The sequence below is a fragment of the Microbacterium sp. W4I20 genome, assembly GCF_030816505.1.
In the GTDB taxonomy this organism is placed as follows: domain Bacteria; phylum Actinomycetota; class Actinomycetes; order Actinomycetales; family Microbacteriaceae; genus Microbacterium.
Genome location: NZ_JAUSYB010000001.1, coordinates 1,144,781 through 1,158,711 on the forward strand (window position 1 = coordinate 1,144,781; position 13,931 = coordinate 1,158,711).

Here is a 13,931-nt window from a genome sequence, read left to right on the forward strand (position 1 = left end):
TGGGTACGCTCGAGCGATGACCGAAGTCGTGCCGTTCCACGCTCTGCCCCCGCAGTCGGATGACGTCAGTTACGCCTACGGGCCCGATTCCGCTCCGCGCGACGGGGTGCGTCCCGGCAGCCTCCGCGTCTTCGAGATCGTCGACAGCGCCGCGTATCCGGGCACGGTGCGCAAGGTCTGGGTGCACGCGCCGCATGGGCATGATGCCTCGGCGCCGGCCTCCGTCATGGTGTTCAACGACGGCTGGTGGTACCTGGATCCCGCCGGCGACGTACGGGCGGGGATCGTGCTCGACCACCTCGCGCATCGCGGTGAGATCCCCTCGCTCGTCTCCGTGTTCGTCGATCCCGGTGTCTTCCCGGATGCTGCAGAGCCGAAGAACCGCAATACCGAGTACGACGCGGCAGATGCGCGCTACGCGGACTTCGTGCTCGACGAGGTGCTCCCCCGGGTCGCCGAAACACACGCGCTGGCATCCGAGCCGGACCACCGAGGGATCTGCGGGGGGAGTTCCGGAGGGAACGGCGCCTTCACGGCCGCGTGGCAGCGCCCCGACGGCATCCGTCGTGTCATCTCGTTCAACGGGAGCTTCGCGCAGATGCCGGGCGGCAATCCGTACCCGGCGCTGCTCGGGGCGGGTGCGCGTCGGCCGCTGCGGGTGTTCCTGCATGCCGCGCACCGCGACCTCGGCTGGAACGAACCGGAGCACAACTGGTTCGCCGAAAACCTCGAGACGGCGGCCGCACTCACCCGCGCCGGGACCGACGTGCGTCTCGTCGTCGGCGAGGGCGGGCACCACCCGAACCACGGCGGCGTGCTCCTTCCGGATGCGCTGCGCTGGCTCTGGCGCCCGCTCACTCCGTCTTGACGGGCTCCGGGAAGATCGCGGTGAAGAGCTGGCCGACCCATTCGAGCAACTCGGCGTCGGGCAGCGGCTCGAGACCCACGCCCACGCCGGACGAGATCATCGGCATCGGCACGACGAGCGCCTCGCCGCTGGAGACGAGCTTCGCCTTCGGATACAGCCGCTGCAGCCGGACCTTGATGGAGTCCTCGAGGTGCGCGGGCGCGATACGAAGGTTCGAGCCCATGACCACGACATCCGTCAGACCCGCGCGGGCCGCCCGACGGCGCAGGCGCGAGATCGCGAGCAGGCCCTCGACCTCTTCGGGCGGCGATCCGTAGCGGTCGACGAGTTCTTCGATCACCTGGTCGATGGCGTCGTCCTTCGCCGTGGCCGCAGACGCCGCCGAGAGCTTCTGGTACGCCTCGAGCCGCAGCCGCTCGCTGTCGATGTAGTACTCGGGGATGCGCGCGTCGAGAGGCAGCTCGAGCCGGAGCTCCTGTCCGCTTTCGACCTCGTCGCCGCGGAATGTGGCGACGGCCTCGCCGATCATGCGCAGGTACAGGTCGAAGCCGACGCCCGCGATGTGCCCGGCCTGCTCGGCGCCGAGCATGTTGCCCGCACCGCGCAGCTCGAGGTCCTTGAGCGCCACCTGCATGCCGGAGCCGAGCTCGTTGTTCACCGCGATCGTCTGCAGCCGGTCGGCAGCGGTCTCGGACAGGGGCTTCATCTCGTCGTACAGGAAGTACGCGTATGCGCGCTCGCGCCCTCGTCCGACGCGACCTCGCAGCTGGTGCAGCTGGCTGAGCCCGTACTTGTCGGCGCGGTCGATGATGATCGTGTTGGCGTTCGAGATGTCGAGTCCGGTCTCGATGATCGTCGTCGAGACGAGCACATCGAACTTGCGCTCCCAGAAGTCGTCGACGACCTGCTCGAGCTGGTGCTCCCCCATCTGGCCGTGCGCGACGGCGATGCGGGCCTCGGGAACGAGCTCGGCGAGCTGGGCGGCGACGCGCTGGATCGACTGCACCCGATTGTGCACGAAGAAGATCTGGCCCTCGCGCAGGATCTCGCGCCGGATCGCGGCCGCCATCTGCTTGTCGCTGCGCGGTCCGACGAACGAGAGGATCGGATGCCGGTCCTCGGGCGGCGTCGCCAGCGTCGACATCTCGCGGATGCCGGTCACCGCCATCTCCAGGGTGCGCGGGATGGGCGTGGCGCTCATCGCGAGGATGTCGACGTTCGTCTTCATCTTCTTGAGCGTGTCCTTGTGCTCGACGCCGAAGCGCTGCTCCTCGTCGATGATCATCAGGCCGAGATCCTTGAACAGCACCCCTTCGGTCAGGATGCGGTGCGTGCCGATCACCATGTCGACCGAGCCCTCGAGCAGGCCCTGCAGCGTGAGCCGGACCTCCTTGTCGCTCTGGAACCGCGACAGCGCCCGCACCTTCACCGGGAAGCCGGCGAATCGCTCGGTGAACGTCTCCATGTGCTGCTTCACGAGGAGCGTCGTCGGCACGAGCATGGCGACCTGCTTGCCGTCCTGGATCGCCTTGAACGCCGCCCGCACGGCGACCTCGGTCTTGCCGAACCCGACGTCGCCGGACAGCAGGCGGTCCATCGGGATCGGCCGCTCCATGTCGGCCTTGATCTCGTCGATCGTCTGCAGCTGATCGGGGGTCTCGGCGAACGGGAACGCCTCCTCCAGCTCGCGCTGCCAGGGGGTGTCCGGACCGAACGCGTGCCCCTTCGCGCTCATCCGCGCGGAGTAGAGCTTGACGAGCTCGACGGCGATGTCGCGCACCGCCTTGCGCGCCTTGCCCTTGGCCTGCGACCAGTCGCTGCCGCCCATCTTGGAGAGCGTCGGCGCCTCGCCGCCCACGTACTTCGAGAGCAGGTCGAGCTGGTCGGTGGGGACGTACAGCTTGTCGCCCGGGTAGCCCCGCTTGGAGGGTGCGTACTCGAGCACGAGGTAGTCGCGGAGCGACTTGGTGGCGTTGCGTCCGCCGGTGGAGACCTCGCGCTGCGTCATCTCGACGAACCGGCCGATGCCGTGCGTGTTGTGCACGACGAAGTCGCCCTGCTTGAGCTGCAGCGGGTCGACGACGTTCTTGCGGCGCGAGGCGAGCTTCTTGATGACCCGCTGATCGCCGCCGATCGTGCGTCCGTAGAACTCGTTGTCGGTGAGGACGGCGAGCTTCGCCTCAGCGATCTGGAACCCGGCCTCGACCGCCCCCGTGACGAGGGTCGCGATCCCGGCTTCCGGCGCGTCGGTGAGCGACTCCACGATGCGCGCCGCCATGCCGCGGTCGGCCAGCACGTCGCGTGCCCGGTCGACGAGACCATGGCCGGCCGCGATGACGACGACGCGCCATCCGTCCGTCAGCTTCGCCTCGACGAACGAGATCGCGCCGTCGACGTTGCCGTGGAAGGAGGGGATGACGGCCGCATCGAGGTTCGTGGCATCCACGTCTCCCTCCCCGAGGCCGGCGCCGAAGGGGCTGAGCCGCCACCAGACGCCGCCGCGGTCGCGGACGACCTCGCGCAGCTGCCCGATCGTCAGGAAGTCTCCGGCGCCGAGGTCGATCGGCGCCGACGCGCCGGAGGTCGCCGCGCTCCACGCCGCGTCGAGGAACTCGCGATTCGTGTCGCCGAGGATGATCGCGCGCGCCGACGAACGCTCCGGGTCGACGACCGCGGTGGCGCTGCCGGCCGGAAGATACTCGGCCAGCGACTTGAGCGGACCGGCAACGGCGGGCAGCAGCGACTCCATGCCCTCGACGGGGATGCCCTCGGCCATCTTCTCCAGCATCCCGGAGATCGCCGGGAAGCCGCCGATAAGAGCGCGGGCGCGGTCCCGCACGTCGGGCGTGAGCAGCAGCTCGCGGCTGGGCGGGAGATCGACGACGGCGACGTCGCCCGGCAGAGAGCGCTGGTCGGCGACCGAGAAGGCACGGATCTGATCGATCTCGTCGCCGAAGAACTCGACACGGTAGGGGTGCTCGGAGATGGAGGGGAAGACATCGAGGATGCCGCCGCGCACCGCGAACTCGCCGCGACGCGACACCATGTCGACGCGGGAGTATGCGCGCTCGACGAGCTGCTCGACGACGCGGTCGAGCTCGTTGCCGCGGGTGCCGGTGGTCAATTCGAGCGGTGCGATCTCGCCGAGGTTGCCGGCGATCGGCTGGAGGGCTGCGCGCACGGAGGCGACCACCACGAGCGGACGACCGCCCGACCACTCGGCGACTCGTCGGAGCGTCTGCAGACGATGCCCGACGGTGTCGGGGCTCGGGCTCAGCCGCTCGTGCGGAAGCGTCTCCCAGGCCGGGAAGGTGAGGATCTCGGCGCCCGGGAGGTAGGCCTCCAGCGCGTGGGCGAGGCTCTCGGCTCGGCGCCCGGTCGGCGCGACGGCCAGCAGAGCCGCCGGATGCCCCGCAGCGGCGCGCTTCTCGATCAGTCCGGCGAGCGCCGGGGCGTCGAGCCCGTCGACGAGGCCGAGATCGGCGTCGGTGTGCGCCCAGCCGAGGGCGTCACGGTACAGAGACGCCTCTTCCAAGGCGCGCAGAATCCCCGGAACAGTCACCGGACAAGACTAGTCGCGCCCACCGACATGGCGGCGCGTGCCGCTCGCAGCATCCGTCCCGCGTCGCGCGCCCTCTTCGCCGAGCCACACAGTCACTAGGATTTCGGGATGGAACCGGTCACCCTCACCACCGAACGCCTCGTGCTGCGCGCGCCGACCGAGGCCGACATCGACGCGATCGATGCGGCGTGCCAGGATCCGGAGATCCCCCGGTGGACGACCGTCCCGAGCCCGTACACGCGCGAGCACGCGGAGGACTTCGTGCGGCAGGTCGCCGAGTGGTGGGCCAGCGGCGCCGAGACCCTGTGGGCGATCTACGTCGACGACCGGCTCTCCGGCATGATCGGGCTCCACCAGATCACCGAGCATCACACGGGCGGGCACGCCGAGATCGGGTTCTGGATGACGGCGGCCGCGCGCGGGCAGGGCTATCTCGGCGAGGCGGCTCGGGCCGTCGTCGACTGGGGCTTCGGCGACCTCGGACTCGTCCGCATCGAATGGCGTGCCGTCGCGGGCAACATTCCGTCCGCGCGGGCCGCGCGAGGCCTGGGTTTCCGGTACGAAGGCATGCTCCGCCAGGCGCTCACGAGCCCGCGCGGCCGCGACGACGGCTGGTTCGCCGGCCTGCTGGTGGACGATGACCGGACGCCGGTGGACTGGCCCGTGCTCTGAGCTCGAGAGACTCTCGCCCCCACACGTGACAGTGTCGGATGCCGGTGGCAGGATGACACCATGCCTGAGATGCCGGAGGTCCAGGGGCTCACCGCCTTTCTCGGCGAGCGCGTCGTCGGTCGCACGATCACGCGCGCGACCGTGTCGGCGATCGCTGCGCTGAAGACCTACGACCCGCAGATCTCCGCTCTGCACGGCGCCGAGGTCACGGCATCCGCTCGGCTGGGCAAGTTCGTCGTGCTCTCCTGCGGCGACGACCTTCACCTCGTGTTCCATCTGGCCAAGGCCGGGTGGCTGCGGTGGTACGAGGCCCTTCCGGCCACGCTCATCAAACCCGGCAAGTCGCCGATCGCACTGCGCGTCGCGCTCGACGACGGCAGCGGGTTTGATCTCACCGAGGCCGGCACCAAGAAGTCGCTCGCGGTGTACGTCGTGCGCGACGTGCAGGATGTGCCAGGGATCGCCCGGCTCGGCCCCGACCCGCTCGACGCCGACTTCACCCGCGATGCGTTCGCCGCGCTGCTCACCGACCGCCGGATGCAGATCAAGGGGCTGCTGCGCGACCAGGCGGTGATCGCGGGGATCGGCAACGCGTACTCCGACGAGATCCTCCACGCGGCGAAGATGTCGCCCTACGCGATCGCGGGAAAGCTCGACGATGCCGAGATCGACCGGCTCTTCACCGCCATGCAGGAGACCCTGACGGAGGCGGTGGCCGAGGCGTCGGGTAAACCGCCGGCCGACCTCAAAGATGCCAAACGTCGCGGCATGCAGGTGCACGCGCGGCGCGGGGAGACGTGCCCCGTCTGCGGCGACACCGTGCGCAGCGTGTTCTTCGCCGACCGGTCGCTGGAGTACTGCCCGACCTGTCAGACCGGCGGCAAGGTGCTGGCCGACCGTCGGCTCTCGCGGCTACTCAAGTAGCGGGATCCGCGGCTGGTCTGACGCGGAATGAAATGTCGGCGGGCGCGTTGAGTACACTCAGAGCATCAAACGTGCTCCGGGGTCGGTGAGAATCCGAACCGGCGGTGACAGTCCGCGAGCGTCTCGGTTCAGCCGAGATGCCGATCCGGTGGAATTCCGGGACCGACGGTGATGTGAGGGAGACCTCGCTAGTCCGGAAGGGAGGCAGCACGAGGCGCAGCTGTGCGCGCCTTCTGCCACCATCTCCGATCAGGAGAAGCTCCGGAGCCTCACAGGAGGACGACGGATGGCAGTGAACGAGACGGAGCGCCGGGCGATGGCCCGTGCGCTCGAGCTCGCCGCCCGCGGCCCGCGCGGAGTGAATCCGCAGGTCGGCGCCGTCATCCTCTCCCCCGAGGGCGACGTCATCGCCGAAGGTTGGCACCACGGCGCCGGAACCCCGCACGCCGAGGTCGACGCCCTGTCGGAGCTCGCTCCGGGCACGGCGCAGGGCGCGACCGCCGTCGTCACCCTGGAGCCCTGCAACCACACCGGACGCACCGGACCCTGCGCCGTCGCGCTCATCGAAGCGGGCGTTGCACGCGTCGTCTACGCACTCGACGATCCCGGTGTCGCCTCGGGAGGCGGTGCGGAGCGCCTGCGCGGCGCGGGAGTGAGCGTCGACGCCGGCGAGCAGGCCGAGGTCGCGCACGAACTCATCGGCGGGTGGCTCACCGCTCAGCAGCTCGGCCGCCCGCATATCACCGTCAAGTGGGCGCAGAGCCTCGACGGACGCGCCGCGGCCGAGGACGGTTCGAGCCAGTGGATCACCGGCCCCGACGCCCGCGCGGACGTGCACCGGCGCCGCTCCGCAGCCGACGCCATCGTGGTCGGAACCGGCACCGTGCTCGCCGACGATCCCGCCCTCACCGCGCGCGACGGCGACGCCCTGTTGCCGCACCAGCCGATTCCCGTGGTGATCGGTTCGCGCCCGACGCCGCCAGATGCGGCGGTGCACCGGCATCCGCACCCTCCCCTCTTCTTCGACACCCACGATCTGGATGCGGTCACGGCCGATCTGCACGCTCGCGGCATCCAGAGCCTGTTCGTCGAGGGCGGTCCGACCCTGGCCAGCGCGTTCATCGAAGCGGGGCTCGCCGACCGCGTGCTCGCCTACATCGCCCCCGTCCTGCTCGGCGGAGAACGGCTGGCCCTGACCGACATCGGCGTCGCCTCGATCGACCAGGCCCGGCGCCTCACGGTCGACGAATGGGTGCCGCTCGGACCCGACCTGCTCGCAATCGCACACCCCGCGACCGACAACCGCCTCCAGAACGAAGGAGCACTCTGATGTTCACCGGAATCATCGAGGAGATCGGCGAGATCACCGCGATCGCTCCGTCCGGCGACGGCTGGCGTCTGACCGTGCGCGCGCCGAAGGCCGCGGCGGATGCCGTCCACGGCGAGTCGATCGCCGTGTCGGGCGTGTGTCTCACCGTGGTGGGTTCGACGGCAGACACCTTCGACACCGACGTGATGAAGCAGACCCTCGACGTCGCAGCGATCGGCGGCGCGACCGTCGGCACCCGCGTGAACATCGAGAAGGCCATGCCGGTGGGCGCGCGACTCGGCGGCCACATCGTGCAGGGCCACGTCGACGGCGTCGGGGAGGTGCTCGAGGTGCGACCCGGCGCCCAGTGGAGCGTGCTGCGGGTGAGCCTGCCCGCCGACCTCGCACCGCTCGTGGTCGACAAGGGTTCGATCTCCGTCGACGGAACTTCGCTCACCGTGAGCGCGGTCAGCCCTTCGTCAGGCTCAGGGACCGAGGCGGGGCACTGGTTCGAGATCTCGCTGATCCCCGAGACCCTGGCCGCGACCACCCTCGGCACGCGCGCCGTCGGAGACCGCGTGAACCTGGAGACCGACATCCTGGCCCGCCACGTCGAGCGCCTGCTCGCGTTCCGAGCGACAACCGCAGCTGTATCGGAAGGAGGCTCACGATGAGCCTTTCCACCATCCCCGAAGCCCTCGACGCACTGCGTGCCGGGCGTCCGGTCCTCGTGGCCGACGACGAGAACCGCGAGAACGAGGGCGACGTGATCCTCTCGGCCGAGCTGGCCACGCCCGAATGGGTCGCCTGGACCGTGCGCTGGTCGTCGGGGTTTATCTGCGCCCCGATGCCCGCCGACCTGGCGGACAACCTCAACCTGCAGCCGATGGTCGCCGCGAGTGAGGACGCCCGTTCCACGGCCTACACCGTGAGCGTGGACGCCGCCGAGGGTGTCACCACCGGCATCAGTGCGCACGACCGCGCCCACACACTGAACGTGCTGGCGAACCCCGCCTCGACCGCGACGAGCCTCATCCGCCCGGGACACGTCCTCCCCCTCCGCGCCGTCGACGGCGGCGTGCGCGAGCGGAGCGGACACACCGAGGCGGCGGTCGAGCTGATGAAGCTCGCGGGCCTCCAGCCCGTTGGCGGCATCGCCGAGGTCGTCGCCGAGGACGGCAGCATGATGCGACTGCCGGGTCTGCTGGAACTCGGCGCCCGCGACGGCGTGCCGGTCATCACGATCGAGCAGCTGATCGCGTACCTCAACGAGATCGACCCCGAGGGCTCGACGCCCCGGGCGATCCGCGGTCGCCGGGTGAGTCTCCGCGCCGACGCCACCGTGCCGACCACGCACGGCACGTTCCGCTTCCTCGCCTACAAGGACCGTGTCACCGGCACCGACCACATCGCGGTCGTGTCGGGTGAGCTCACCGAGACCGCGCTCGTCCGCGTGCACTCGGAGTGCCTGACCGGTGAGGCCTTCGGCTCGCTCAAGTGCGAGTGCGGCCCGCAGCTGGACGCGGCTCTCGACGCGATCGAGCAGGAGGGCGGCGTCGTCGTCTACATGCGCGGCCACGAGGGACGCGGCATCGGCCTCATCAACAAGCTGCGGGCGTACAGCCTGCAGGAGGAGGGGCTCGACACCGTCGACGCCAACCTCGCGCTCGGCCTGCCGGCAGACGCCCGCGAGTACGCGGCGGCGGCCGGCATCCTGAGCGACCTCGGCATCTCGAAGGTCCGGCTGCTCACGAACAACACCGACAAGGTCGACAAGCTGCGCGAACTCGGGCTCGATGTGATCGAGCAGGTGCCGCTGATCGTCGGCGTCGGACCCAACAACCACCAGTACCTGGAGACCAAGCGTGACCGCATGGGTCACATCATCGGCGCGGAAGAGCTCGCGGCAGCTCTCGCCCACGGAGAGGACAAGGAATGAGCGGCGCAGGAGCACCGAAGGCCGAGGCCATCGACGGACGGGGGCTGAACGTCGTCATCATCGCCGGAACCTGGCACGAGACGATCTCGAACGGCCTGATCGCCGGCGCGGAGCGCGTGCTGGACGAGGCACAGGCCACCCACCGGCTCGTGCGCGTGCCCGGATCGTTCGAACTCGCCGTCGCCGCACAGGCCGCGTTCGCGGGAGGAGCGGATGCCGTGGTCGCCCTCGGCGTGATCATCCGCGGCGGCACCCCGCACTTCGAGTACGTGTCGGCCGCCACCACCGACGGCCTCACCCGGGTCTCGCTCGACGCCGGCAAGCCGGTCGGGTTCGGCGTGCTCACCCTCGACGACGAGAAGCAGGGTCTCGACCGCGCCGGCCTCGAGGGGTCGAAGGAGGACAAGGGTGCGGAAGCGGCGGATGCTGCGCTGCGCACCGCCCTCGTGACGCGGGAGCTCCGCGGCTGAGGGATCGAAGGGCGAGGTCAGCCTCGCCTTGCTGGCGGAACAGCGGCCGGAATCGTAGCGTGAGGGCATGGAGACTCTGCGCCTGATCGTCGTGCTCGTCCACCTCATCGGCTTCGCCGTGCTCTTCGGATCGTGGGCCGCACAGGCGTTCGGCGGGGAGCGGAAGATCACCCGGATCATGGACTACGGTCTGCTGATCGCCGGTGTCGCCGGCCTCGCGCTGGCCGCACCGTGGGGTATCGACGGTCCGCTGAACTACGTGAAGATCGGCACCAAGCTCGTCGTGCTGCTGGTGATCGGTGCGATGCTCGGCATCGGCAGCGCCCGACAGAAGCGCGGTGCGACCGTGCCGTCGGCGGTGTTCTGGCTCATCGGCATCCTGGCCGTGACGAACGCCGCGATCGCACTCCTCTGGCGCTGATCCGCGGTCACTCGTCGTCGGCGAAGAGTCGGCGTATCCGCGGAGTCACCCGCGCGTAGGTGCCGATGACGTCCGAGTAGGCGTCCTGAAGAGCGGCGTCGACAGCGACCTCTCTGCCCACGTGCACCATCGCCGCGACCGCGTCGTCCCAGGTCTCGTGCAAGCGCGTGCCGACGGCCGCGCAGATCGCCGCGCCCATCCCCGCCGCGTCGCTCACCCGGGGAGTGCGGACCGGCACGCCGTAGACAGCGGCGAGGATCTGCAGCATCAGCTCGGAGCCACTCCCCCCACCGGTCACGACGAGGGCATCGAGCTCGCGTCCGAGAACCCGTCGGGCCCGGGCATCGCTGCCCGCTGTCTCGATCGCGAGGGCCTCGAGGATCGCGCGATAGATGTGGAACCGGCCCTGCGTGCCGTCGAACCCGACCAGGGCCCCGCGCCTCCACGGCTCATCGGGCGGCGCGAGCCAGTCGAGGGCCGCGACGAGGCCCCCGGCGCCGGGCGGGACGTCCACCGCGCCATCGTTGAGATGCTGCTCGGATATCCCCGGCGTCGTCGACGAGACCAGATCTCGGAACCAGCTCACCGTCCACATGCCTCGGCGCACGCCGCCGCTCTCGTACAGGTAGCTTCCCGGCTCCGAGCCGAAGTTGGTCCAGACATCGGGATGCGCGGCAAGCGGGCGATCGCCGGGTGTCATCGTCGCGACGTAGGTGCCGAGAGACAGGAGCGCTTCGTTCGATTCCCGCAGCCCCGCTCCGAGCGCTTCGACGGCCTTATCATTCGATGTGGCGATCACCGGGATGCCCGCCGGGAGGCCGATCACAGCGCCGGCATCCTCGGTCAGCAGACCGAGCGCCTCGCCGGGTGCGACCAGCTCGAACAGCATCCGGCGGTCCATACCGGTGCGGAGATAGTCGTCGGGTTCGCCGCTCCAGGCCCAGGCGGCGGTGTCGATCGGCCAAACCCCCTGACAGTTCCCTGCCGCGTCGCGGCGCTCCCCCGTCAGCCGGTGGCCGATGTAGCCCGATGACGTGGTGACGTACGCGGCATCCTCCCGCTCCTGCTCATAGGCACGAGGAAGGCGTTCGTCCATCCAGCTCATCACCGGCTGCGCGAGTGATCCGTCGGCACGCAGCACCGCACGGCAGAACCGGATCGTGCAGAGTCCGATGCCGCGGATCTCTCCCGGGTCGCCGGCGAACGATGAGAGCGCCTCGCGAACCGCAGCGACGATGGAGTCCCAGAGGTCGTCGTCCGGGTGCTCCCATCGTCCGGGGGCCGGTGAGACGTACGGCCGCAGCGCCACTCGTGCGCTGGCGTGCACCGTGCCGATCGCATCGACGATCAGGACCTTGGTGCTCTGCGATCCGTTGTCGATCGCGACGACGTATCCGCCGGCGTCGACGCTCACGCCGGTGCGGCGTTCTCCGCCTGGTCCAGCGGGTAGATGGTGCCGCGATTCATGATCCCGTTGGGGTCGAGCCCCTCCTTCAACACCGACAGCAGCGGGAAGGCGCTGCCGTGCTCCTCGAGCGTCCACGGGGTGCGGTACTTGCCGATGCCGTGGTGGTGGACCATCGAGCCTCCGAGCCGCAGCGCCTCCTCGACGACGATCGCGTTGAGCGGTTCGTGATACTCCGTGATCTCCTCGCGCGGCTCGCAGGTGATGTCGTAGTCGTAGACGAAGTACAGGTTCGTGCCAGTCTGGTAGCTGTGCGACGAGTGGCCCCCGAGCATCGTGAGGTCGGCCGCCCGCGGGAACTCGGTGCGCGCGCGCCGCATCACGGATTCGAACAGCTCGCTGACGCCGGACCAGTCGATCGACACCTCCGTCGTGTAGCCGAGGTGCGCGCGATCGAGCATCTCGCGCTTCTCGGCGTCGATCTTGTCCTGGCCCCAGTTGAGGTTGTCGAACCACCTCTCGATGAGCGCCGGGTCGACGCGCTCATGCGGGATCCCCTCGAAGATGCGCTCGATGCCCTCAGCGGTCGCATCGGCGATGCCCTGCGGCCCCTCCGCGACAATCACGACCACGGCCTTGCCGCCGGCGAAGTGGGAGAAGTGCTGCGCGGCATCCTCTTCGGAGTATGCCCGGGCTACCGACGGGCGGAACCCCGCCACGATGACCTCGCGGAGTCCTGCGACACCGGCGGGGAGCGAGTCGACGAGATAGCCGAGGAAGCGGTTGTTCTCCGGCTGGTAGGTGAAGACCTTCACCGTGACCTCGGTGATCACGCACAGCGCGCCCTCGTTGCCGATGATCATATGACGGATGTCGGGTCCGGCCGCCCTGCGCGGCACGTTCTTGATGCGCACGACGTCGCCACCGGGGAGGACCGCCTCGAGGCCGATCACCATGTCCTCGATTCCGCCGTACAGCGTCGAGAACTGCCCGATCGAGCGGGTGGCGACGAGACCCCCCATCTGCGCGAGGGGTTTCGACTGCGGTGAGTGGCCGGTGGTGAGACCCTGCGCACGAAGGGTGTCCTCCAGGACCTGCAGCGGAACACCGCACTGGGCGGTGACCATCATGTCGACCGGATCGACCTCGAGGATCTCGTTCATCCGCGAGCCGTCGAGCACGATCGTGTCTTCGACGATGGTCTCCAGACCTCCCTCGGTCGCCGTGCGCCCCGTGCGCGGCACGACGTTGACGAGGTTCTCATCGGCGAACCGCAGGATCGCGACGACGTCGTCGGTCGATTCGGCGTAGGCGATCGCAGCGGGGATCGGGCCGTCGAAGATTCCGTGCACCGCCGTGTACTTCTTGAAGCGGTCGACGCTGGCTTCGGCGAGCTCCCGCGGGTCGGTGTCGACTTTGTCGGAGCCGATCAGTTCGCGGAGTCGAGTGACGATCTCGTCGCGGGAGAGGGCGGATCGTGAAGCAACCATGAAGAGGATTTCCTGTTCGTTGAGAGTGTCGGGAGCGCGGTCAGCGCACGAGGTAGCCGCCGTCGACGGTCAGCGTGTGCCCGTTGACGAAGTCGGAGGCGGAACTTGCAAGGAACACCGTCGCGCCCATCAGGTCGGCGACGTCTCCCCAGCGACCGGCGGGGGTGTGTTCGATGATGCGGCGGTTGACGTCGGCATCCGCCCGTGACTGCTCGGTGATGGGGGTGCGGAAGTAGCCGGGGGCGATCGCGTTGACCTGGATGCCGTGACCGCCGAGCTCATCCGCGTAGGCGCGGGTGAGGCCGACGATGCCGTGCTTCGTGGCCGCGTAGGCGGGCGATCCCAGGCCGCCGAGGAACGCGAAGAGCGAGGCGATGTTGATGATCTTCCCTGCGCCCTGCGGGATCATCCGCTTCGCCGACTCATGCGCCATCTCGAACGCCGCGGTGAGGTTGACCGCGACCATCGGGTCCCACTCCTCCCGGCCGAACTCGGTCACGTCGGCGATGCGGCTGATCCCGGCTGAATTGACGAGGATGTCCACGCCGCCGAGCGCATCGACCGCGGCCGACACCGCCACGGCGGGCGCGCCCGGCACGGTGATGTCGACGGTCAGCTCGGCGTAGGTGCGCCCCTCGGCGCGGACGAGAGCGGCGGTCTCCCCGCCGTCGTCGAAAAGGCCGGGGACGAAGACATCGGCTCCGCCCTTCGCGAGCGCCACGGTGAACGCCTGGCCCAGGCCCGTGTTGCCTCCGGTCACGATGGCACGCTTCCCCCGCAGGGAGAAGCGATCCATCGAGAAGTCGGTGATGTGCAAGAGGTGCTCCTTCAGAGATGCGGGATGCGGAGAGTCCGGATGCCGGTGGGCCGG

General features: G+C 69.5%; 12 protein-coding genes and 1 riboswitch. Of the genes, 8 read left to right on the top strand and 4 right to left on the bottom strand.

Annotated elements, in window-relative coordinates:
- Positions 1-16 precede the first annotated feature (16 nt).
- Entirely contained in the window at positions 17-868 is an 852-nt protein-coding gene (locus QFZ21_RS05625; RefSeq protein WP_307375275.1) for an esterase family protein, read from the top strand.
- On the opposite strand, the gene mfd is transcribed toward QFZ21_RS05625, so the two are convergent.
- The gene (gene mfd / locus QFZ21_RS05630; protein WP_307375277.1) at positions 855-4,430 is read right to left on the bottom strand and encodes a transcription-repair coupling factor; all 3,576 of its coding nucleotides are present in this window, start codon (positions 4,428-4,430) and stop codon (positions 855-857) included. The genes QFZ21_RS05625 and mfd overlap by 14 nt on opposite strands.
- Before the next feature lie 108 nt (positions 4,431-4,538).
- Here mfd and QFZ21_RS05635 point away from each other — a divergent pair, with 108 nt between their 5' ends.
- The 7 genes from QFZ21_RS05635 (at position 4,539) to QFZ21_RS05665 (ending at position 10,165) form a co-directional block, all read left to right on the top strand.
- The gene (locus QFZ21_RS05635) at positions 4,539-5,102 is read left to right on the top strand and encodes a GNAT family N-acetyltransferase (RefSeq protein WP_307375279.1); all 564 of its coding nucleotides are present in this window, start codon (positions 4,539-4,541) and stop codon (positions 5,100-5,102) included.
- Between the two features lie 60 nt (positions 5,103-5,162).
- On the top strand, positions 5,163-6,026 hold the full coding sequence (locus QFZ21_RS05640) for an Fpg/Nei family DNA glycosylase (RefSeq protein ID WP_307375281.1): 864 nt from the start codon (positions 5,163-5,165) through the stop codon (positions 6,024-6,026).
- A gap of 67 nt (positions 6,027-6,093) precedes the next feature.
- A riboswitch (FMN riboswitch) is annotated at positions 6,094-6,241 on the top strand.
- Positions 6,242-6,312: 71 nt separating this feature from the next.
- On the top strand, positions 6,313-7,356 hold the full coding sequence (gene ribD / locus QFZ21_RS05645) for a bifunctional diaminohydroxyphosphoribosylaminopyrimidine deaminase/5-amino-6-(5-phosphoribosylamino)uracil reductase RibD (RefSeq protein ID WP_307375284.1): 1,044 nt from the start codon (positions 6,313-6,315) through the stop codon (positions 7,354-7,356).
- Positions 7,356-8,009: a riboflavin synthase gene (locus QFZ21_RS05650; protein WP_307375286.1), complete on the top strand. Its 654-nt coding sequence runs from the start codon at positions 7,356-7,358 to the stop codon at positions 8,007-8,009. Before ribD ends, QFZ21_RS05650 begins: the two co-directional genes overlap by 1 nt.
- Entirely contained in the window at positions 8,006-9,274 is a 1,269-nt protein-coding gene (gene ribA / locus QFZ21_RS05655; RefSeq protein ID WP_307375288.1) for a GTP cyclohydrolase II, read from the top strand. Before QFZ21_RS05650 ends, ribA begins: the two co-directional genes overlap by 4 nt.
- Positions 9,271-9,744, top strand: coding sequence for a 6,7-dimethyl-8-ribityllumazine synthase (gene ribH / locus QFZ21_RS05660; RefSeq protein ID WP_307375291.1), 474 nt, complete (start codon positions 9,271-9,273; stop codon positions 9,742-9,744). The genes ribA and ribH overlap by 4 nt, the downstream gene beginning before the upstream one ends.
- 67 nt (positions 9,745-9,811) lie before the next feature.
- On the top strand, positions 9,812-10,165 hold the full coding sequence (locus QFZ21_RS05665; protein WP_307375292.1) for a Fe-S protein: 354 nt from the start codon (positions 9,812-9,814) through the stop codon (positions 10,163-10,165).
- Between the two features lie 7 nt (positions 10,166-10,172).
- On the opposite strand, the gene QFZ21_RS05670 is transcribed toward QFZ21_RS05665, so the two are convergent.
- From QFZ21_RS05670 to QFZ21_RS05680, 3 genes are read right to left on the bottom strand one after another with little or no spacing between them, the layout of a single operon-like run.
- Entirely contained in the window at positions 10,173-11,579 is a 1,407-nt protein-coding gene (locus QFZ21_RS05670) for an FGGY-family carbohydrate kinase (RefSeq protein ID WP_307375294.1), read from the bottom strand.
- Complete coding sequence (locus tag QFZ21_RS05675; protein WP_307375295.1) at positions 11,576-13,060, bottom strand: FAD-binding oxidoreductase; 1,485 nt, start codon at positions 13,058-13,060, stop codon at positions 11,576-11,578. The genes QFZ21_RS05670 and QFZ21_RS05675 overlap by 4 nt, the downstream gene beginning before the upstream one ends.
- 40 nt (positions 13,061-13,100) lie before the next feature.
- Positions 13,101-13,877: an SDR family oxidoreductase gene (locus QFZ21_RS05680; protein WP_307375298.1), complete on the bottom strand. Its 777-nt coding sequence runs from the start codon at positions 13,875-13,877 to the stop codon at positions 13,101-13,103.
- Positions 13,878-13,931 lie beyond the last annotated feature (54 nt).

Coding starts and splice junctions, on each gene's coding strand:
- ribH (WP_307375291.1), top strand. CDS start 9,271: ATGAGCGGCGCAGGAGCACCGAAGGCCGAGGCCATCGACGGACGGGGG.
- ribA (WP_307375288.1), top strand. CDS start 8,006: ATGAGCCTTTCCACCATCCCCGAAGCCCTCGACGCACTGCGTGCCGGG.
- QFZ21_RS05640 (WP_307375281.1), top strand. CDS start 5,163: ATGCCTGAGATGCCGGAGGTCCAGGGGCTCACCGCCTTTCTCGGCGAG.
- ribD (WP_307375284.1), top strand. CDS start 6,313: ATGGCAGTGAACGAGACGGAGCGCCGGGCGATGGCCCGTGCGCTCGAG.
- QFZ21_RS05635 (WP_307375279.1), top strand. CDS start 4,539: ATGGAACCGGTCACCCTCACCACCGAACGCCTCGTGCTGCGCGCGCCG.
- QFZ21_RS05625 (WP_307375275.1), top strand. CDS start 17: ATGACCGAAGTCGTGCCGTTCCACGCTCTGCCCCCGCAGTCGGATGAC.
- QFZ21_RS05650 (WP_307375286.1), top strand. CDS start 7,356: ATGTTCACCGGAATCATCGAGGAGATCGGCGAGATCACCGCGATCGCT.
- QFZ21_RS05675 (WP_307375295.1), bottom strand. CDS start 13,060: ATGGTTGCTTCACGATCCGCCCTCTCCCGCGACGAGATCGTCACTCGA.
- QFZ21_RS05665 (WP_307375292.1), top strand. CDS start 9,812: ATGGAGACTCTGCGCCTGATCGTCGTGCTCGTCCACCTCATCGGCTTC.